General features: G+C 58.6%; 20 protein-coding genes and 1 pseudogene. 1 reads left to right on the top strand and 20 read right to left on the bottom strand.

Features of this window, described 5'->3' with window-relative positions:
* Window positions 1-227, top strand: a 227-nt coding sequence (locus AC0TOF_RS00195) for a class I SAM-dependent methyltransferase (protein WP_473766749.1), incomplete at its 5' end; no start/stop codon positions are given.
* Window positions 228-669: 442 nt separating this feature from the next.
* Here AC0TOF_RS00195 and AC0TOF_RS00200 read toward each other — a convergent pair.
* The 20 genes and pseudogenes from AC0TOF_RS00200 to AC0TOF_RS00295 all read right to left on the bottom strand — a co-directional run.
* Entirely contained in the window at window positions 670-1863 is a 1194-nt protein-coding gene (locus tag AC0TOF_RS00200) for a helix-turn-helix domain-containing protein (RefSeq protein ID WP_473766750.1), read from the bottom strand.
* A gap of 13 nt (window positions 1864-1876) precedes the next feature.
* Window positions 1877-2596, bottom strand: a complete 720-nt coding sequence (locus AC0TOF_RS00205; protein ID WP_473766751.1) for a hypothetical protein — start codon at window positions 2594-2596, stop codon at window positions 1877-1879.
* A 157-nt stretch (window positions 2597-2753) separates the two neighbouring features.
* Window positions 2754-4469, bottom strand: coding sequence for a retron Ec67 family RNA-directed DNA polymerase/endonuclease (locus AC0TOF_RS00210; protein ID WP_473766752.1), 1716 nt, complete (start codon window positions 4467-4469; stop codon window positions 2754-2756).
* A gap of 269 nt (window positions 4470-4738) precedes the next feature.
* Complete coding sequence (locus AC0TOF_RS00215; protein ID WP_473766753.1) at window positions 4739-4972, bottom strand: DUF2274 domain-containing protein; 234 nt, start codon at window positions 4970-4972, stop codon at window positions 4739-4741.
* On the bottom strand, window positions 4969-6216 hold the full coding sequence (locus AC0TOF_RS00220) for a TraB/TrbI/VirB10 family type IV secretion system protein (RefSeq protein ID WP_473766754.1): 1248 nt from the start codon (window positions 6214-6216) through the stop codon (window positions 4969-4971). Before AC0TOF_RS00220 ends, AC0TOF_RS00215 begins: the two co-directional genes overlap by 4 nt.
* Complete coding sequence (trbG, locus tag AC0TOF_RS00225) at window positions 6213-7247, bottom strand: P-type conjugative transfer protein TrbG (RefSeq protein ID WP_473766765.1); 1035 nt, start codon at window positions 7245-7247, stop codon at window positions 6213-6215. The genes AC0TOF_RS00220 and trbG overlap by 4 nt, the downstream gene beginning before the upstream one ends.
* A 17-nt stretch (window positions 7248-7264) precedes the next feature.
* Window positions 7265-7954 carry a conjugal transfer protein TrbF gene (trbF, locus tag AC0TOF_RS00230; protein ID WP_473766755.1) on the bottom strand — a complete coding sequence of 230 codons (690 nt, stop codon included), beginning with the start codon at window positions 7952-7954 and terminating at the stop codon, window positions 7265-7267.
* A complete protein-coding gene (gene trbL / locus AC0TOF_RS00235; protein WP_473766756.1) occupies window positions 7951-9357 on the bottom strand; it encodes a P-type conjugative transfer protein TrbL in 1407 nt (468 codons plus the stop codon). The genes trbF and trbL overlap by 4 nt, the downstream gene beginning before the upstream one ends.
* Complete coding sequence (trbK-alt, locus tag AC0TOF_RS00240; protein ID WP_021587154.1) at window positions 9350-9712, bottom strand: putative entry exclusion protein TrbK-alt; 363 nt, start codon at window positions 9710-9712, stop codon at window positions 9350-9352. The genes trbL and trbK-alt overlap by 8 nt, the downstream gene beginning before the upstream one ends.
* A 14-nt stretch (window positions 9713-9726) precedes the next feature.
* Complete coding sequence (gene trbJ / locus AC0TOF_RS00245; RefSeq protein WP_473766757.1) at window positions 9727-10512, bottom strand: P-type conjugative transfer protein TrbJ; 786 nt, start codon at window positions 10510-10512, stop codon at window positions 9727-9729.
* Complete coding sequence (gene trbE, locus AC0TOF_RS00250) at window positions 10509-13055, bottom strand: conjugal transfer protein TrbE (protein ID WP_473766758.1); 2547 nt, start codon at window positions 13053-13055, stop codon at window positions 10509-10511. Before trbE ends, trbJ begins: the two co-directional genes overlap by 4 nt.
* Window positions 13056-13065: 10 nt before the next feature.
* Window positions 13066-13347, bottom strand: a complete 282-nt coding sequence (locus AC0TOF_RS00255) for a VirB3 family type IV secretion system protein (protein WP_473766759.1) — start codon at window positions 13345-13347, stop codon at window positions 13066-13068.
* Window positions 13347-13643, bottom strand: coding sequence for a TrbC/VirB2 family type IV secretion system protein (locus AC0TOF_RS00260; RefSeq protein ID WP_473766766.1), 297 nt, complete (start codon window positions 13641-13643; stop codon window positions 13347-13349). The genes AC0TOF_RS00255 and AC0TOF_RS00260 overlap by 1 nt, the downstream gene beginning before the upstream one ends.
* Window positions 13644-13711: 68 nt before the next feature.
* Window positions 13712-14674 carry a P-type conjugative transfer ATPase TrbB gene (trbB, locus tag AC0TOF_RS00265; RefSeq protein ID WP_473766767.1) on the bottom strand — a complete coding sequence of 321 codons (963 nt, stop codon included), beginning with the start codon at window positions 14672-14674 and terminating at the stop codon, window positions 13712-13714.
* 242 nt (window positions 14675-14916) lie between these two features.
* Window positions 14917-15804 (bottom strand): LysR family transcriptional regulator, encoded by an 888-nt coding sequence (locus AC0TOF_RS00270; RefSeq protein WP_473766760.1) that lies wholly within the window; start codon window positions 15802-15804, stop codon window positions 14917-14919.
* Between the two features lie 89 nt (window positions 15805-15893).
* A complete protein-coding gene (locus AC0TOF_RS00275; protein ID WP_473766761.1) occupies window positions 15894-16505 on the bottom strand; it encodes an invasion associated locus B family protein in 612 nt (203 codons plus the stop codon).
* A 42-nt stretch (window positions 16506-16547) separates the two neighbouring features.
* The gene (locus tag AC0TOF_RS00280) at window positions 16548-17486 is read right to left on the bottom strand and encodes a TonB family protein (RefSeq protein WP_473766762.1); all 939 of its coding nucleotides are present in this window, start codon (window positions 17484-17486) and stop codon (window positions 16548-16550) included.
* Window positions 17487-17529: 43 nt separating this feature from the next.
* Window positions 17530-18087, bottom strand: a complete 558-nt coding sequence (locus AC0TOF_RS00285) for an RrF2 family transcriptional regulator (protein WP_473766763.1) — start codon at window positions 18085-18087, stop codon at window positions 17530-17532.
* Between the two features lie 16 nt (window positions 18088-18103).
* A complete protein-coding gene (locus tag AC0TOF_RS00290; protein ID WP_473766764.1) occupies window positions 18104-19885 on the bottom strand; it encodes an ABC transporter ATP-binding protein in 1782 nt (593 codons plus the stop codon).
* Window positions 19886-20085: 200 nt separating this feature from the next.
* Window positions 20086-20848 (bottom strand): annotated as a pseudogene (locus tag AC0TOF_RS00295) (ABC transporter ATP-binding protein); the annotation flags it as partial.

The raw sequence follows: 20848 nt of genomic DNA on the forward strand, positions 1-20848 counted from the left end.
GCAACAGCGCACTCGTCAAGAAGGAAATGCGCCAGATTCGGGAGATCGTCGGCACCGATCCGGACGCCGAAAAACTGATGCAGGTGGCGCTGGAGGCCGCGCAGTACCGCGTGGTGCTGAAGTGGCCGTTGCGAGCCGAACCGATGCCCGGGCTGCGCAAGCCCTCTCATCAGATACTCGGGAAAAGCACGCGCTACGATGTGTTTGTGAAGGCCAAGCTCACCTGAGGATCGAGCGGCGGCACTATCGCAGGGTCTGGTCGCTATGATCCGGTTCATGCCAGCGAAAGGCGTCATTATCTGCGGGTGTCTTGCTTGCCCTGGAAACGCAAAACCCCGCTGCGTGGGCAACGGGGTTTTGGGATCGTTGGTTGCGGGGGCACACAACACCCGATTCCTGCGATTATTCGACGGGACTGTTCCGCGGTTAGCAGCCTAGATTTATACATATCGCAGGTTTGTATGTTTCTCATCTAACCTGTCGGAACATTCCCCAATTGAGCTTTGAGACCGAAGCCGAATAGAGAGTTCTCAGCTCCAAAGGATAAAAACGCCCCACTTAACTAATGAAGTAGTGACCCAAACTAGGGTGCCCCTCAACATAACAGGATAATAGTTATAAATAGGTCGAAGGGAAGCATACATACGGCGTATTGCTTGTTAAAAAGACCTATTTACGCGTAAGCGGGATCACTTGACCCGCGCCTGTATCGCCGTCTCCTCGGCGTGGTGGGTTGGCCTTGAACTCAACAACCCGAGCCGTTTCTAGTTTTAGCCAGCCAGAGGGAAGTGCAGATAAGCTTTCAACATCGTGCGGCAAGAGCGGCAGGTCATGGCATAGAGCCTCTTTTGTCACCCGTCCCGCCTCAACCAGTGCCCGAAATATATCAGAGAGCAGGCTGGGCTGTTGCAACGGCCAAGTGTCATCGTATGGCTCTCCTTTTGAGGAATAGCCTTTCGAACTGTAAATTTTGAATAGTCGCTGTGCGGCGTCTTGATCCAAGATATGCAGACGCTTCAGACGCATGATCTGCGCTTTAATCGAGACCTTCCAGCGAGCCTTAAGGCGCTCCAGTTCCCAAATGGCGGCAGAATCAACCTCCACGCTGAATTGGCTAGCGGGCAGCAGGAAGGCTGACGCAAAGCTATGCGCCTGCTCTTCGATAAGCTTAAAGTTCTCTTCGAACTCATCTTCTGTGACTGCCCGATGAAGCAGGATATGTCCGAGCTCATGGGCCATGTCGAACTGCCTACGGGCAAACGATTGCTTATCATTCGCTAGAAGAATGTAGGGCCTGCCATCACGGCCCCAGCGGCTTAGGCCATCAAGCCTATCCGTTTCCATCTGCTCAGCCGCAACAACAATACCGATGCCCTCCGCGAAGGCCACCATGTCCAAAACCGGGCGTAGACCTAGCCCCCAATGCTCACGGGCTTGTTGCGAAATCGCCTCTATGTCTTCATCGCGCAGGGTTTTTAAGCTTCTGCCCTGCAACAAGTCAGGCACATTGACCTCAGGCAAGTATGCGTAATGCTCTGCCACGGCCGTTATGTCTTCAAGCCAAGCCAGCCGCGCCTGCTGTACAAGCCTATCACTCTTGAGAGCTCCGGCGAAGGAGCGGAAGAAGCACGGTCCGGCGCCATCTGCACGTGGTGTCAAAAAGAAGTCTTCAGGGACAGCAAGAAGGGTGGATAATTCGGATAATGCTTGCGGCTCTGGGTAAGAGTCGCCTTCCTCCCAGCGCTGCACTGTGCTGGCCGCACGCTGCATCATGTCAGCAAGAGCCTTCCGCGAGGAAATGCCCCGCGCCTGCCGCGCCTCCGCAAGCTTCGCTCCCACAAATGTCTGTATTCCGCTACGCACTTCTCATCCTAAATCACTTCTCGTCTTCATCGCGTGACGCTTCCCCATTTGTGTCCTTAAAGGCACCTTTAACGGGCTTCAACACCACAGGGCGCTTGACAGGTGCAGCACCCTCCGCGCCGTAACCTGCCAGAAACTCGTCAATATCCGCCTGATAAATGAACGTTTCCTGCTTACTATCGACAACGGAGAGCGTAAGGGATGCGATCTTTCCCAGTACAGTCGGGTCACGCCTCACCATGATAATGACCATTCGTTGCCGATCACTGAACATTTCGGGAGGATGGAAAAAATCAGGTGAAAGGCCACGATTTTGGTAGCAAAGCGCTCGTCGGGATGCGTTCTTAACTGGCGTGTCGTAAAGTTCCCTATGGGATGCGAAACCGACCATTGTATGACCAAACACGCCGGTCGTTAAATGGACAGGTGCCAGTTTCACCTCGTCGGGCGTGTATTCAACGGGTACCGATTTCACAAACTCGGCGCCATTTCTTGTAAGTATCTGCTCAAATGCCTCGTCTATAATGTTGTGTCTGATCAGACCAACAGACCTACTTTGCCGGTAGCGTGACAGGGGCAACCCATCTGTTACAGCTTTATGCGAGGTGCTCACAGCAACATCCGCTTGTTCCGCAGCGCGGGGAAACAGCGTCTTCACCTCAACAAGCACGTTACGAGGTAGATCTCGCCGTATCGCACTTTCAAACTCACGTATACGCTCATCGGGGATCATGTAGCTTTCCTTATGCTAAGCATGTCGATTTTGCATTAAGCGGAAAATGACCACAAAATTTTGCACTTTGCAAGAGGAGATTCCCTAATCCCCAACTTCATCGTTATTGGAGATCGCGTGAGAGGGATCGAGGATTGAGCGGGTATCCCAACTTACATTACGCGGCTGCTGCTATACCGCTTCGCACAGCGGCCAGCATCGCAGCATATCGCTTTTCATAGTCTGCCATAATGTCCACGAACGCAGTCAAAAGCGGCTCGAATTTACTGAAATTAATGCTAGCCCGCTGGGGGGCAACGATCTTTGTAGCGAACTCGTTCTTGCCGTAATAAATACTCTGGTCGAACTTCTTGTTACTCGAATTGAAGGTCCGACCATTGATCGTCTGGGCACGTACGGACGAATCGAACAGATCCTCAATGGCAACATGGCCGCTGCTTTTTGGTATCGGTGCCAAGTAAAGGTTTTCATAGACGTGGTAGAATGGGTCCATTCCGCCTACGGTGGTGCCAAGAATGTTGCTCAGGTGAGTAAATATTTTTGCTGAGGCCGCGTCATTGTCTACAACCATGATAACCGGGTGTCGCGCAATGTGTTTGAACGACGAGGTGCGCGCCCGATAGGAACTGAGAAGCTTATGCATCTCGTCGGTACCCCCCGACAAATCCTGAAACAAGGCGCTTCGTGTGTTGTAGTGGAAAAAATCTACTGCTGCCGTGGCTGGCGTGGTTGGGTCAATGAGGGATGGGAACTTCGCGGCGAGGCTTTTGATGGCCGACCGGATGTAGATATTATCGGTTTTACCTTCTCCGATTATCCGAGGGCGGAGGATGCCATAAAAGGCTTGATAGTCGAGGAACTTTCCGAAAAGCGAACTGAAGCCTGGCTGGTCTGCTTTGAAAAAACCGGCGTTCTTCAGACTGCGCACCTGATAGATGAAGCCGAGCATTCCGTCCAAAGTCTCGTTTTTGATCGGAATGCTTCCTGCATTTGATCCAGAATGCGCATATCCGTGAACAAACAGATGATGGCACATTGCGCGCACCTGCTTGTAATATTCGTGGCGGATGTTCAGCTTCTGGTTGACGATCAGTCCTGTGGTGTCCTGGCGAGAATCGCGACGCTGCATTCTCGATTTGTCGTGGTTGACCTTGAAACCTGCACGGTAAACCTCGCGCAGAACCTTGTCACCCACAACCCACTTGTCCCCACTACCTCGAACGAGGCGGGCGATAGCTTCCGGAAACTCCTTCTCATTTGTCGAGAACGTAATGTCGTCAGCGTATCGAGTATAAGTACAGTGCAACTTATTTGCCAGCTTATTTAGCTTGATATCGAGAACGTGGGCTATCAGGTTGGAGATGACGGGCGAACATGGGCTGCCTTGCGGCAGATGATTCTGAAAACAAGCAATTTGCGCGATGATGGCAGCAGTCTTGGGAGACAGCTCAAAATTCTGATCTTTGAGTAGAAAGCCGTAAACGCGACCGAAGTTGATCGAATGGAAAAAATCCTTGAGATCGATGTTGAACACCCAGCGCTTGTTACGGTGAAGTGCGGCGTTAGTAATAATGGAAAAGCCAGGTTTGAAGCCGTGAGCCAGAACCCTTGCCTTGGTGGTACGCTTGCTCTCCATCTCGGACTCGATCCGCATAAGGAGATGAGCCAACCGTGACTGGAGAAGCTTTAAACGGGAATTCGGCGCTTCGATTATCCGCCGCCCGCCACCCTTTTTGGAAATTGTGAAGCGAGTATAAGGGTTTTGCTGGCGATACCAGTAAAGCGAATGGGAAACGTATTCGCCTTTAAGCTTCAGCAGCCTAGCCAGTTGTGGGAGAGTCTTTGCATTTCGTAGTGCGTTCAGGTCAGACATTGAGGCTTGCGGATACTCGTTTGCCAAGTCATCGGACAATCCGTGAACAGTCCGTAAGGAATGCGTAGGGCAATGCCCCGCACATTGATATCAACTATCGCGAAACACAACAGCAGAATCTATCCGCAAGCCTTATGCACAATAAGTTCGATTCTATGAGGTCAGTCAAGACATTGATTAATTAGCATTCTTCCTTGGAGAAAATCAGAACGAATAGTGTGGATTCAATAACTGACGCGAAGGCCCGGTGCAGCTTTGCCCCACCCATTCTATAGGGGCAATGTACTAGTGTTTTTCTCCCTTCTAAACCCTTTATCCGTCGCCATAAACCTCTGGAGCATTGGCGCTATCAGCTTGGCCGGATCGGTCGGCGAGGCTTCCCCGACAGTGCGGGCTAAAATCTGGCTGTAAGCTTGCAAATCCCGAAACACTTCTGCCGGAGGCTCGACGGTGATTTTCACGGGCTTATCGTCGGGAATGGAGGAAAGTTTCAGCCTGGTCATGTCGGATCCTTCGCTGCGCCGTATGCCTGCATCAGCAAATCTCGATTCACAATGATCCGCACCGGGAACCCCGGTCGGATGGTGAGTGTCGGCTGGATGTTGAGCTGGCGTCGCACGATCTGCTGTCCGACGTCGGACGCGGTATCCTGCGCGCTTTCACGGATCGCCTTGGCGATTTCGTTTTCGTCGTTGCTGGAGCCGATTTCCGTACCGATGCCAAGCAGCGTCGAGAGCGCGGCGGCCTGGAACAATTGGCCCCAATGGTAATCGACGCCATCCTCAAGACCGGAGTAGCCTTGCGGATCGGCACCCTGAAGGCGTTCGAGCACGATGGATGTGCCGTCCGGCATGATAAGCCGGTTCCATACCAGCAACACACGGCTCTGGCCGAACGCAACCTGGCTGTCATACTGGCCGATCAGGCGGGAGCCTTGCGGGATCAGCAAATGGCTCCCGGTCGGGCTGTCATAGACGTGTTCCGTGACCTGCGCGGTGATCTGGCCGGGAAGATCGGACTTGATGCCGGTCATCAGCGCGGCGGCGATCACGGTTCCGGCCTGCACGATATAGGGCGACGGCTTTTCCTGCACGCGGTCAGCGCTGACCGTTCGCTTGTCGCTTTCTGCATTGACGAAGGCAAGCTTGCGATCCTGCATGTTCTGCGCAGAACCGGAATCGAGCGGCGGCGTCTCGGCCGGAAGCGGTAGCCCGGTCGCCGGATCGATGCCCGAACCTGCTGCCGTCGCCGCCGTGGTGGACACGACCTGCTGGTTGCCCATCGTCTTCTCGCCCCGGCTGTCGGTGAAGAGTTTCGCCAACCGCGCCGCCTCGATCTCGGCAAGCCGGCGCTGCTCTTCGGGATCGACGCGCGGCGTCTGGATATTCGGCGCGGCAACCGGCTTGCCCTGTTCCTGCGCCCGCAGGATCGGGCGGCCAAGGTCGCCCGGAAGCGCGGGCCCCAAAACCGGAACATTGGGTTTCGGGATATTGGTGTAATCCTTCGGCAGACCGGCCAGCCCATCGGCCGGCGTCTTGCTGTCCACGTTGTAAAGTTCCGTCGCCGACTGGTTGCCGCGTCGGCTGGTGTCGAGCGCCCAAAGCAGAGCGCCGGCAATGGCGATGCCCGCCACGCCGCCGGCTCCGATCAGGACTTTCCGCGAAAGCCGCGTGACGCGCGGCGGTTCGGGGCGAAGGCGCAATTGCGCGGCAATGTCCGTTTGCGGTGATGATGCCTGTCCGCTCATCGGTCGCCCCCAGAGGAAAACAGCGCCGTGCGCTTGGCCGTCGCCGGCCGCCCATCGGTGCGGACGATGCGAACGCGCTTCTGCGTGTCCTTGTCGCCAAGCCGGAGTTCTGCCGCTGCAAAGAGCCGATCCACGACATAGTAGTTCTGGCGGGCGCGATAATTGACCAGTTCGGAATTGCCCGATCCGCCGATGATGAAGAGCGGCGGCATTTCTCCCTGTCCGATGCCGGCCGGGAATTCGATATAAACTTTTGCGCCATCGTCGAAGGCGCGCAGCGGCCGCCACGGGGCTGCATCACCCTCGATGCGATAGCGGAAGTTGATCTTCGATATGTCCACGCCGGATGCGACCGCCTGCGTTTCCGCCGCCCTGGCATTCTGGCGGCGCAACGCAATGAGCTGGTCGGCGGGATATTGCCAGGATACGGACGCCATGTAGGTTTTTTCCGTCGAGCGCAGTTCCAGGTGATAGGTGCGCAGGTTGGTGTTGACGACAAGATTGGTCTGGAGATCCGGCCGCGTCGGCTTCACGAGAATATGGACCTGTTTTGTGGTTCCCGAACCGCTCTCGGTATCACCGATGATCCAGCGCACCGTATCGCCGGCGGCGACCGGGCCGGAACCGACAAGGGTTTCTCCCGGCTGAAGGGCAATGTCCGTCACCTGTCCCGGAGCGGCATAGACCTGATAGAGCGCGCCGGGCGCAAAGGGATAGACCTGCACGGCGTTTATAAAACCGTCGCGAACCGGCTGCATGCGGGCCGCCTCGTTGGCCGCGCTGATACGCTGCTTCGGGTCGGTGGATTCCGGAGTCTTCCTGCCGCCATCTATCGGTTTCAACTGTCCGGGCAGCGGCAGGGTTTTGGGAACCTCGACCACCCTGACCGGCACAACCGGGTCGGTGGTTCGTATAGCCGGAGCCGCATCGTCATAGTCGATTTCCGGCGGGATATATTTCTTGGCGCACCCTGCCAGCATGGTTGTCGATACCAGAGCCAGAACCATTCCGGATGCGTAGCGCGACTTCATGCGTGATTCATTCGTCTTCATTGCCCCATTTCCTTCGACCAGTTGATTGCGTTGACATAGACGCCGAGCGGATTGGCCCGGAGTTTTTCGGCGGTGCGCGGCGGCTTCATCACGACGGTCAGGATCGCCGTCCAGCGTTCGGTTCCGGAAAGCTGGCCGTTCTCGTAGGACCGCTCCACCCATGCGATACGAAAACTGTCCGGCGAGGCGCGGATGACGCTGGAAATCTCCACCGCGATCTGCGTCTTGCCGACCTTCGTGAACGGATCGTTCGACCGGGCGTAATCGTTGAGCGCGATCACGCCGCGATCCGTCGTGAACTCGTAGGCGCGAAGCCAGTTCTGCCGGACAATCACCGCATCGGCGGGGATGGAACGGACCTGTTCGATAAAGCGGGCAAGATGCCATGCGATCTGCGGGTCGGTCGGCCGGTAATCGGCCACGGCGGGCGCAGTAGCTTGCGCCTCGCCGAATTTATCGATCTGCACCACCCACGGAACCACCGTGCCGCGTGTCGATTGCCAGACAAGGGCGGATGCGAAACCACCCGCAAGGAAGAGAGAACCAAAGGCTATGAGCCGCCAGTTGCGCGCCTGCACGCGGGCCGAGCCGATTCGTTCGTCCCATGCCTGTCCGGCACGCTGATAAGGCGTTTCGGGTTCTGGCGTGCGGGCATAGCGCACGGAAGGACGCTTGAAGATGTTCATTTGCTGTTATCCTGATTGAGAGAGACGGACGTGGAGCCGCCGCCGTGATCGCCGGAGCGGATCGTGTGGGCTGCGGTGCTGACGCCGTGATGAATGGCGCTGTTGCGCTTCATCCGCTGCGCCCAATCGGGTGCGGATGCGGACGCGGACTGCGGAGAAATGTCGGAACCGGACACGGCCTTGGCGGGCTGCGAGGCGGCATAGACCGGATCGTTCGCGGCCGCGCCACCAGCGCCGCCCGGATTGACCTCGTTCTTGCCGCCCGTCGCCTTCCATGCGGCGGCCTGTCCGGAACGATAGCTGGAGCGCATGGATTCACCGGCACGGCTCGCGATCTCCTTGCCCTTGTTCATCGCAAGACCGGTCCCGGCCTTGGCGACACCGGCGAAGCCGGCTGCTCCGCCGCCGGTCCCGGTCGATCCCACGGAAGCGTCACCGAGGCCGTAGGCGGTTTTTGCACCACCGGCCAGGGCAGCACCGCCACGCGCAGCACTGCCTGCCGCACTGACGGCCATGCCGGCACCAGCCTTCGCCGCCATGAAGCCGCCGGCAGCAATACCGGCGGCGGCAATACCCGTTCCGACCGCTGCACCCGCGCCAAGCTGCGGCGCACCGGAGACAAGGCCGGTGGCGATGCCAGTGCCGAAGATCGACAGGCCCATCAGCGCCAGCGCGCCGAGAACCAGTGACAGCGCCTCGCTGATCGTCGGTGCGTCGGAGAAACCGGCGGTGAACTCGCTGAACAGGCCGGAGCCGATGCCAACGATCACGGCGAGAACCAGAATCTTGACGCCAGACGCGACGATGTTGCCGAGCACCTTTTCGGCGAGGAAGGACGTCTTGTTGAAGAGCGCAAACGGGATCAGGACGAAGCCCGCCAATGTGGTGAGCTTGAACTCGATCAGGCAGACAAAAATCTGGATGGCGAGGATGAAGAAGGCAATCAACACGATCACCCACGCCACCAGCAGAATGAATATCTGGATGAAGTTGTCGAAGAAGGCGATGTAGCCGGTGAGATCGGCAATGGAACTGAGGATCGGATAACCCGCGTCAAGGCCGACCTGCGCCACGCGGCCGGGCTGCAACAATTCCGATCCCGACAAGCTGGTACCACCAGCCTTCAATCCAAGGCCACTGAAGGACTCGAAGACGATCTTGGCGAGCTTGTTGAAATTGCCGATGATGAAGGAGAAGAAGCCGATATAGAGGGTCTTCTTCACGAGCCGCTGGATGATGTCCTCGTCGGCGCCCCACGCCCAGAACAGGCCGGCCAACACAATGTCGATGACGATCAGCGTCGAGGTCAGGAAGGCAACTTCGCCAGACAGCAGGCCGAAACCGCTATCGATATAGCTGGTGAAGGTTTCGAGGAAACGATCGATGACGCCGACATTATTCATGGCCCTTCTCCTTGTTGATTCCGGCATCTCCATTGCCAGCCGCTTCCGACCGGGGCGGTTGTGATTTCGGCGGCGTCGGGCTGTCCGGCTTTTTGATCTGGAAGAAGCGGCGGCGGTTCTCCGCCCATGCCTTGCGGCAGGCGGCGTCTTCGAGTGCTGTCGCGCCAAGGTCACGGCAACGGACAAGCTCTCGTCTTGTGGCGTGGACAGAGGAAGGGTCGTCGCCCGGACGCTCGATGCGGGGGGCTTGCGCATCGGGCCGGTCTCCATCGTTTCGCAGGGCGGCGATGGCGGCGGTCAGCCCTGCAGTAATAGTGAAGACGGCGATCATCCGGGCGGAGATCTTCAGGTCCATGACGTCCGTTCTCCTCAATCATGGAACATGCGGACGCTGGACGATGTGTAGGCGGTCCCGGTCATGAAGCGGGAAAATTGTTCACGCGCCTGCTCCTGTGCGGCGGCCTGCCGGGATTGCTCCAGTGCGCTGGCGCGGCCCTGTGCGGCCAGCATGGCGGTCAGGTCGGAAATCTGTTTGGCCTGCACGGCGAGAAGCTGGTTGCCGGCTTGCGTCGCCTGAAGCACGCCGACGGATGACTGGCTGGCGCTGACAAGCTCGCTGGTCTGTTCCTGCGTACCTTCGATATTGCCGACCGCGACGGCTCCGGCTTTCAGCGAATGCTCGAAGGCCGATACCGATTGCTGCCAACGCTGCTGCGCCGAAGAGACCAGTTGCGCGGCGGTGCGATCACCGGATGCAAAATCGCGATAGGTGGCGTTGAACTGTGTTTCGATATTCTGGACATTGTAGGCGAGCTGGTCGGCCTCGTTGAGAAGCGACTTCATCTGGGAAAAGTTGCCTTCGATCTTCGACAGGAGCGAGGTCGGCAGGCTGGTCAGGTTTTTGGCCTGATTGATGAGCATCTGCGCCTCGTTGGCGAGAGACGTCACCTGATTGTTGATTTGCTCCAGAGCGCGGGCGGCGGAAAGCAGGTTCTGGCTGTAATTGGTCGGATCATAGACGATCTTCCATGCCAGCGCCGGAGACGGTGTGAACGGGATCACCACCAGAGGCATCGTAACGGGAAGCAGGATGGTGGATGCACTGACGGCGCAGGCCAGAACGCGGACACGCGGAAAACGGGCGAGATGCCTCATAGCGGAAACTCCTCTTCGGATAATGGATCGTTTGTGATGGGGGTATTGCCTGCCCATGCAGGATCATCCTCGTTGGAGCTGGTCGCACTGGTCGAACCGGACGTTCCGGCGAGGACGTTGGTGAGATCGGGAATGAGATCGGCGGCCCAGCGAAGCTCGTTGGCCTCAAGCCATGCTTCGAGGAAATACGGCTTCGCGCCGTCCTTCATCAGTTCGTCGATCAGGGCGTGGGCGGCCTTGTCCGACGATGCGCAAAGCGCCATCGCGATATGGCCAAGGCCAAGCTCGAACAGCCGGTTTCCGCGCCGGGACTGGCAGTAATAGTCCCGCTTCGGTGTGGCGCGGGCGACGATTTCGATCTGCCGGTCATTGAGGCCGAACTGGCGATAGACGGATGCGATCTGCGGTTCGATGGCCCGTTCGTTGGCGAGGAAGATGCGCGTCGGGCAGCTTTCGACAATGACCGGCGCGATGGGAGAGGCTTCGATGTCGGCCAACGACTGCGAGGAAAAGACAACGGCGACATTCTTCTTGCGCAGCGTCTTCAGCCACTCCTTGATTTTTTGCGCGAAGCCGCCATCGTCCAGCGCACGCCAGCCTTCATCGATGATGAGAAGGCTTGGCCGTCCGTCGAAGCGGGATTCGATGCGATGGAAGAGATAGGCGAGCACAGCGGGGCCCGCCCCGGTTCCGATCAGCCCTTCGGTCTCGAAGGCCTGTACGGAAGCCTCTCCGAGCCATTCCATTTCCGCGTCGAGCAACCGGCCGTAGGGACCGCCGATGCAATAGGGGCGGAGCGCCTGTTTCAGCGCCGACGATTGCAGCAGCACGGTCAGGCCGGTGATGGTCCGTTCCACGACAGGCGCGGACGCCAGAGAGGTCAGCGCCGTCCAGAGATGTTCCTTGACGTCCGGCGTGATTTCCACGCCTTCACGGATGAGTATATCCACCAGCCAGTCGGCGGCCCATGCCCGTTCGGGCGTGTAGTGAATTCCGGCGAGCGGCTGGAGTGACACGGTGTTCAGGAGCGCCGTATCGTCGGAGAGCGAACCGCCCAAATCCTGCCAGTCACCACGCATGGCAAGCGTGGCGGCGCGGATCGAGCCGCCGAAGTCGAAGGCGAACACCTGCGAGCGTTCGTAGCGCCGGAACTGGAGCGCCATGAGGGCGAGCAAGACACTCTTGCCCGCGCCGGTCGGACCGACGACCATCGTGTGCCCGACGTCCCCGACGTGCAATGAATACCGGAACGGCGTCGCCCCTTCGGTCTTCGCATAGAAGAGTGGCGGCGCATCAAGATGCTCGTCCTTCTCCGGCCCGGCCCATACGGCGGATAACGGCATCATGTGCGCCAGATTGAGCGTGCTGATCGGCGGCTGGCGGACATTGGCATAGACATGGCCGGGTATGCTGCCCATCCACGCCTCGATCGCGTTGACCGTCTCCACGATCGCCGTGAAGTCGTGGCTCTGGATCACCTTTTCAGCGAGGCGAAGCTTTTCGTCGGCAATGCGGGGATCGGCGTCCCAGACCGTGACGGTCGCGGTCACATAGGCTTCGCCAACCTGATCGGAGCCGAGATCCTGAAGCGCTGCGTCCGCATCAAGGGCTTTGTTGGCCGCATCCGAATCCAGAAGAACAGATTGCTCGTTGGTCAGCACCTCCCTGAGGATTGCGGCAACCGATTTTCTCTTGGTAAACCATTGCCGCCTGATCTTCGTCACCAGCCGGGTTGCCTCCAGCTTGTCGAGCATGATCGCACGCGTCGACCAGCGATAGGGAAAGGCGATCCGGTTAAGATCGTCGAGAATGCCGGGGAACGTTACGGTCGGGAACCCGATCACGGTCAGGGTGCGAAGATAGAAATCGCCCAATCTTGGCTCCAGCCCGCCGGCAAGCGGCTGGTCGGCCAGCAGCGCGTCGAGGTGCATGGGCGTTTCCGGAACCCGGACCTTGTGGCGCTTGGTCGATATGGTGGAATGCAGATAAGTGAGCGTGTCGGCATCATCGAGCCAGTCCGCTTCCGGCACAAAGCCTTCGACCAGGTGCAACACCCTGTCGGTGCGGTCGATAAAACCCTTCAGCAGTTCGCGCGGATCGACGCCGGAGCGTTCGCGGCCCTCGTAAAGCCAGCCTTCCATGCGCGAAGCTTCTTGCGCCGGCGGCAACCAGACGAAGGTGAGATAATAGCTGCTCTCATAGAGCAACCCGGATTCTTCAAACTGCTCCCGGCGCTCAATATCGAGAAGCGCCGATGCGCTGTCGGCAAACAGGCTTTCCGGATATTCGGTGGCCGGGTTGCGCTGCGCCTCGACAAAAATCGCCCATCCGGAACCGAGACGACGAAGCGCGCCGTTGAGCCGTGCGGTGGTGCCGACCAGTTCGGACGGCGTGGCGCTGTCGAGGTCGGGACCACGGAAACGCGCCGTGCGCTGGAATGAGCCGTCCTTGTTCAAGACAACGCCCGGAGCGATCAGGGCGGCCCACGGCAGGAAGTCGGCAAGCGCCGCATTCTTGTTTCTGTATTCGGAGAGGTTCAACATGGTGCTCTCCTCACACGCCCATATGCGCGGGATAGCGCAGGTGACGGCGGCCGACGTCCACGAATTGCGCGTCACGGCGAGCCGCCCAGACGGCGGCGAAATGGCCGATGGCCCAGATCCCCAGACCGGCGATCCAGAGGCGAAGGCCAAGGCCCACGGCCCCGGCGAGCGTGACGTTGACGATGGCGACGGCGCGGGGAGCGCCGCCGAGCAATATCTGCTCGGTCAGCGCCCGATGGACCGGCGCGAAGAAGCCGCGAACATCGTCGAATTCCAGCGGGGACCCCGTCATTAAACGAGCGCTCCGCCGCCAAACGAGAAGAAGGACAGGAAGAAGCTCGACGCGGCGAAAGCGATGGAAAGACCGAAGACGATCTGGATCAGCTTGCGGAAGCCGCCGCCTGTATCTCCGAATGCCAGCGCGAGGCCGGTGGCGATGATGATAATGACTGCGACGATCTTGGCGACCGGACCTTCGATGCTTTCGAGAATCTGTTGCAGCGGTTCTTCCCACGGCATCGAGGAACCGGAAGCATGGGCGGGTGCCGCCGCCAGCAATGTGACGGACACAACGGACACCAGCGCCATCGCGTGGGCAAGGCGGTTGTGGAGACTGCAAAGGCCGGAAGGTGCGGACAGGACAGGCATGGTCATGACTATTCTCCTTTCGGGAGCGGTTGGCTTTGTTGAGGGTTTCCAGGGGAAAGATGAGCGTTGAGGGTGCGGTAATCGCCGGTGACGGCATCGATCCCGTCCACGAGGGCGATTTCGGAAAGGCGGCGGGCGGAGCCGCGACCGGAGAGAACGGCAATAAGATCGATGGTGTCAGCGATCAGCGCACGCGGGACCGTAATCACGACTTCCTGCACGAGCTGTTCGAGCCGGCGCAGCGCCCCGATCGCCGTATTGGCGTGGATCGTGCCGATCCCGCCCGGATGGCCGGTTCCCCATGCTTTCAGGAGATCGAGCGCTTCCGCGCCGCGTACCTCGCCGACCGGGATGCGATCAGGGCGCAGACGCAGCGACGACTTCACCAGATCGGAGAGCGACGCCACGCCATCCTTGGTGCGCATGGCGACAAGGTTCGGCGCTGCGCATTGCAGTTCGCGGGTATCCTCGATCAGCACCACACGGTCAGATGTTTTGGCAACTTCGGCCAGAAGCGCATTGGTGAGCGTGGTCTTTCCGGTGCTGGTGCCTCCGGCGACGAGGATGTTCTTGCGCTTTTCGACGGCAATCCGCAAAACATCGGCCTGTTGCTGCGTCATGATCCCGGCAGCGACATAATCCGACAGGGTGAAGACGGCGACGGCCGGTTTGCGAATGGCGAAGGTTGCCGCCATGACGACAGGCGGCAACAGTCCCTCGAACCGTTCGCCGGTCTCCGGCAGTTCGGCCGAGACACGGGGATTGCCCGCGTGGACTTCCGCGCCGACATGATGCGCGACCAGACGCACGATGCGCTCGCCGTCCTCCGGCAACAGCACCTCGCCGGTATCGGCAAGACCTTCCTTTAGTCGGTCCACCCACAAGCGGCCGTCCGGGTTGAGCATCACCTCGACAACGGCGGGATCTTCAAGATAGCAGACGATCGAAGGCCCAAGCGCCGTGCGAAGCATCCGCACGCTGCGAGAGATCACGTTCCGGTCATGATGGTGATGATGTGCCACGATTGTCCCCATTTCCGGCCACCCGGAAACGGTCGGATGGCGGCGGGGACAATCAAGAAAGGCACAATTCGAGCCTTCGCAACAAGATTATTTCAGACTTCGTAGCCGGTCGTAGGCCATCGAAAAAATACTTGCGGCTCTCGGCATAGAAACGCACATGGCGCAGCGTCAGGCTGACGCCGCCCGACGAATCAGCATTTAGGTTTCAGGGCATCCAGAAACGTCTTGAGAACGGGGTTCGTGTTGTCTGGTCGCCAACAGGCGATATATCCAAGACGCGTGGCACCGTTGCCGTCATGCACGGGCCTGTAGACAACACCCAATCCGGTTATGCCAAAAACACCCTCGCACTGCAGGCTTATCCCCTGCCCGCTGCCGACCTCGCTCAGGATACTCTCGCGGCTCAAACGGCGGGTGATGATTTCGGGATGATCCGATGGGGCAGCAAGATAGCGAAGAAGCATATTGCGAATATCAGGTCCCGGGTCATGGTGGCTGATCAGAAAGCGTTCGCCTTTCAATTCTGACCAATAGATAACGGGCCGATCCGCAAGCGGGTGGTTCTCCGGTAGCGCGACCACCAATTGCTCTGGCCAAAGCGCCATGGAATTCAACAAACTCTGTCTGCCAGCATCGCCCAGGATAACAGAGACATCGATCGCACCTGCAATCACCCCTGCCCTGAGTTCCATATAGGACGTCTCTATCGGCTCCACCTCTACCGCCGGATTGCCTTGGCGAAATTCGTGAAGGGCCGTGCGCAGGCGTCCGATCGAAAGCGATTTATAAAAACCAACAACAATATGGCCAAGTTTCCCGGCTTTGCTCGCTTTAGCCCGTTCCTTGAGGCGTTGAACGTCCTCGACAATACGCCTCGCGCCAATAATGAATTCCTCGCCGTTCGGGGTGAGACGTGCTCCGGTCGAAGCACGGTCAAACAGAGGGATACCAAGTTCGTCCTCGACTTCCTTGATCCGTTTGCTGACGATCGGTTGCCTGACATTGAGTTCATTCGCGGCGGCGCTGAAACTGCCGTTCCTGGCGCTCACCACGATGTAATGAAGATGGCGTAGTTCCAATCCTGTCCTCCCGCCCGGTCCGGGCTATGTATTGAATTGTGTCTATGCTCGCTCCTGCAATGGGAATTCGGTCTGGTTGAAGAACCGGCTTATTTCGCCAGTTCCGCAACCCTGCTCATGGCGGTGGTGAAACCGTTGAGGGAGATGGTGAGGGTTGGAGTCTCGCCGCCACCCTCACGCGTGGCTGAGATGATGAGCTTCCCGGCCTTCTTCATGGCATCGGTTGCGACGGTCGGAAAGCTGATCGGCACGAGGCACCCGGACGGAACGCAGGTCGAGAACCGTGCGCCTTGCCCAAGAATCTGGTCGTCCAGTTTTAGCTTCACGCCGTCGTCAAGCTTGAGACCGAAGGGCAGAAGCAGGACACCGTTGGTCTGGCCGTTCGCAGGGGGCTGAAGCTCGATGGCGAAGAGGCGCTGGCCGGTCTGGCTATTGCCCTGTTCCTGACTGAAGCCGCAACGCTTTCTGTTATCGGCAATGGCGCAGTTCACCGTCCAGTCGCCATAGACCTCGTTGATAGACGCAGCGCCATTCGGCAGAGAAACGGCGGATTTTTTGTCGTCCTGCACCGGTGCGGCGGCAAGAGTACGGTCGCCCTTGGCGGTTGGTTGCGCTTCTTGAGCGAAGGTTGGCACGGCGGAAAGTAACAGGACCTCGATGACAGAGGCGAATATGGAGGACGTCAGAATCTTATACGGCATTGTGTGTCTTTCGTTTCATATCTTATGAGATAGGCGGCCCGCTCACCTGACGGTAAAGCGCACCGGGGCTGTAATGGTCTTGTTGACACCTGGAGGGGGCACTGGCACCGGCGAGGCACGACGCACAAGATCAACCACAGCATTGTCGAGTTCCGGGAAGCCCGATGATCGTGCCAGTGACGCCGACAGCACATTGCCCGCGTCATCAATGCGGAAACGAACATAGGCTGTTCCCTCTTCTCTTCTCGACCGTGCACCTGAAGGATAGCGCTTGCGCCGCTCCAGATGTGCCATCAGCCGCGATTGCCATTTGGCTGGCGACACGGAACCGAAGCCCATCGCCGCAGCATTCTGGTTTGCCGCGTTGCGGTTTGATTGCGTGACCTGTGCGGAGGCCTGTGTTGATGCCTTTGATTTCGGCGCGGGCTTCTCGCGCTTTGGCTTTTGCACCACATCCTGCTTTTTCGGCTTTGGTTTCTCGACCAGCTTTTCTTTTTCAGGCGGTTTTGGTCGAAAGACCGGAATCGGAACCTCGACGTTTTCCAGTTGCGTGACGATCTCCTGCTCGACCGGATCGATTTCCGGCTCCGGTGTGATTTCCGGCTCGGTTTCCGCTATTTCCTCCTTCGGTTCTTCCGGCTGGGCATCCTCCGGCACGGGCTGTTGCGATTCCTCCTGTGGCTCCTCGACCGGTTCCTTTGCCTCGCTTTTGGCTTCGAGTGCGTTCTCGGCCTGCTCGGTGATTTCATTCGTCTCGGTTTCTATGACCTCAGGCTCTGGCGCAAGCTCGATCATGATTGCAGGCGGCGGTGCATTGTCAGCCATCTCGATCGGCGGTTCGCGCGTCAGCCACAGCCATATGCCTCCATGAGCGAGAAAGACGGCAAGACCGGCTATTAACCAGAGCACGACTTCAGAACGGGAGAACATAACCGGCATCAGTTCTTCGGAAACAGGCCGAACACCAGGACGCTTAACCATTTCGGCTGTTGCTTCTGCTTGTGCTTCTATTTCCGGCTGACGATCACCCATGGGAAGAAACGACTACATTTCCGTTGATGCCGGCCTCGGCCTGATTTCCGTTTTGTGGCAGATGCACGGTCCTGTGCATCAACTCACAAACGTTGCAAGGGAGCGGAATAGCCTTGTTGCTCGTCTTCATGGAGAACTTCATTTTTCTGTTGGCAGCCAGATCCGCGACGCTGTAACGGTTCATGATCTCAAGGAAGGCCGTCTCGGCGACGGTGGCAATTGCCGCGAACGCCGGATTAACTTCACCGGTCCACCGTCCATTATCGCCGTCTCCATTTTGAGAATAACGCACGAGATCAGGCTGGATCCGACGCAGGACATCGCCAAGAGGAATTTCCTCTGCAGGAATTGCAAGACCGATACCGCCGTAGCGACCCCGCTCGGCGAACAGAAACCCGGATTGCAGAAGCAGCCTCACAATATGAGCAGCATGATCCTTCGATGTATGTGCCGAGCGTGCTGCATCGGCGGTCAGAATTACCCTGTCCAGCGACTGGGCACAGGCGACCAGAATATCGATGGCTATTTCCGTCTGCCGGGTCAGGCGCATTGATCTCCCTCCCTTTTCATTCGCCGGCAAGCGGCACGACGGACGGATTCCGGTCGTTGGCGACAGCGAAACGGTCGCTGCACTGTGCGGCATGAAGCTGGCTGTAGCGGCCGTCCTCACGGACGATCAGTTCCGCGTGGCTTCCTTCTTCGGCAATCCGGCCGTCCTCGACCACGACGATGCGGTCTGCATTGGCGATGGTCGCAAGCCTGTGCGCGATGACCAATGTGGTGCGGCCCTGCGACAGTTCGGCAAGCGACTGCTGGATGGCGCGCTCCGTTTCGGTATCGAGTGCGGAAGTCGCCTCATCAAGGATCAGGATCGGCGGGTTCTTCAGGAATATCCGGGCAATGGCAAGACGCTGCTTCTGCCCGCCTGAAAGCTTGACGCCGCGTTCGCCAATGATCGTATCGAGACCGGCAGGCAACGATGCGATTACACCATCCAGCCTTGCGCGGCGGGCGGCTTCGGCAATCTCCGCTTCCGAAGCGTCGAGCCGGCCATAGGCGATGTTCTCTCTTATGGTGCCAGCGAACAGGAAGACATCCTGCTGGACGATGCCGATATTGGAGCGCAACGATTTCAACGTCATGTCGCGAATGTCGATGCCGTCAATCATGATCGCGCCGCCCGTCACCTCGTAGAAGCGCGGCAGCAGCGAGCATATCGTCGTCTTGCCCGCGCCGGACGGGCCGACGAAGGCGATGGTTTCCCCCGTCTGTATCGAGAGATCGAGACCGTCGAAGACCGGCTTGTCTGGGCTATAGCCGAACCGAACATCGCGATAGTCGATGTCGCCGTTCAGTCGTTCGACGGACCGTGCATCCAGCCGGTCGGCAATATCCGGCCGCGTATCGAGGAACCGTGTGTAGCGCTGGAAACCGGCGATGCCCTTCGGATAGCTTTCGATGATCGAGTTGATCTTGTCAATCGGTCGGAAGAACACGCCAACCAGCAGCAGGAAGCCGACGAAGCCGCCCGCCGAAAGATCGCCACGCACGACGAACCATGCGCCCGCCAACATCACCACCACCTGCACGAAGCGCATGGAGAGGTAGGAAAGTGACATGGATGCCGCCATGGTTCTGTAGAATTCCAGCTTGGTCGCGAGATAGTTGCGGTTGTTCTCGGCAAAGAGTTTGCGCTCATGATCCTCGTTGGTGAATGCCTGCACAACGCGGATACCGCCGACATTCTCCTCGATGCGGGCATTGAACTCGCCGATCCGACCGAACAGCGCATGCGAGTTTGCCATCATCCGCTTGCCGTAGAGCGTGGTGACGACGGCCGTGATCGGAACGATGATCGCGGTGATCAGCGCCAGCGGCACATGCACCGACATCATCAGCAGAAAGGCGCCGATCAGCGTCATGAGCGCGATGAACAGGTCTTCGGGACCGTGATGGGCAACTTCGCCAATCTCTTCCAGATCCTTGGTCAGCCTCGCCACCAGATGGCCGGTCTTCTGGTTGTCGAAGAAACCGAAGGAGAGCTTTTGCAGATGGTCGAAGGCTTTCCGGCGCATCTCGGTCTCAATCTTCAGGCCGAGCATATGGCCCCAATAGGTGACGATGACCTGAAGGCCAGCATTGACCAGATAGATGAGCAGCAGGCCAACTGAAGCCAGCGCGATCGAGCCGAGCTGACCCGTTGGCAGCAGCCGGTCGATAAACAGCGTCACAGCAACTGGAAAGGCAAGCTCCAGCAAACCGGCAGCAACCGCGCTGGAGAAATCCAGCACGAACAGGCCACGGTGCGGACGGTAGTAGGCGGCAAAGCGCTTCAGCAGGTCAGTCATATTACCCCTCCTTTCATTCAGCCCTTCCTCGAATCCAACGGTGCGGATTGCTTAGACTGGTCAATCAAGGTGGTTCCGCTGGCCGTTGTAGGCTCTACTATCAAGACGAATTCGTGTGGTACTTCTTGCACTCTGGTCATACGAAAATCGCCGGATTCTGATTTGGAGCGCTCCATCGCCTGATACCCAGTCAGGACTTCACGCCCCTTCGGGATGATCAGCGGAGTATTTGAAACGGGGTCGGGAATGATGACGGATGGCAGGCCAAACACGTCTTCGACCAGTTTTTCGGTGACGATGGATGACGGTTTGCCTTCTGCGACGATCATGCCGTCCTTCATGGCGATCAGGTGCGAGGCATAACGGCAGGCATGGTTGAGATCATGCAGCACGGCGACGATGGTGCGACCCTGACGGTTGAGATCGGCCAGCAGGTCCATAAGTTCGATCTGATGGGCGATATCGAGAAAGGTAGTCGGCTCGTCGAGCAACAGGATCGGCGTTTCCTGTGCCAGCACCATCGCGATCCAGACACGCTGACGCTGGCCGCCGGACAGTTCATCCACCGGTCGGCCGGACAGGTCCGTAACGCGAGTTGCCTCCATCGCGGCAATGACGGCTTCCTCGTCGGCCTTCGACCATTGCCGGAAGAAGGATTGATGCGGATAGCGGCCGCGCGCTACCAGATCGGCGACGGTGATGCCTTCCGGCGCGATCGAGCTTTGTGGAAGCAGGCCGAGGCGGCGGGCGACGTCCTTGGCAGCAAGATCGGTAATGCTCCTCCCGTCGAGGATCACCTGCCCGGCAGCAGGAACAAGAAGACGCGACAGGGCGCGCAGCAGCGTGGACTTGCCGCAGGCGTTCGGGCCGACGATCACTGTGAAGGAGCCATCCGGGATCGAGACGGACAGGCTTCTGGAAATCGTCCGCTCGTCATAGCGCAGGGTTACGTTGTCGGCATGA

This window comes from Ochrobactrum sp. PL_is501 (assembly GCF_055816895.1).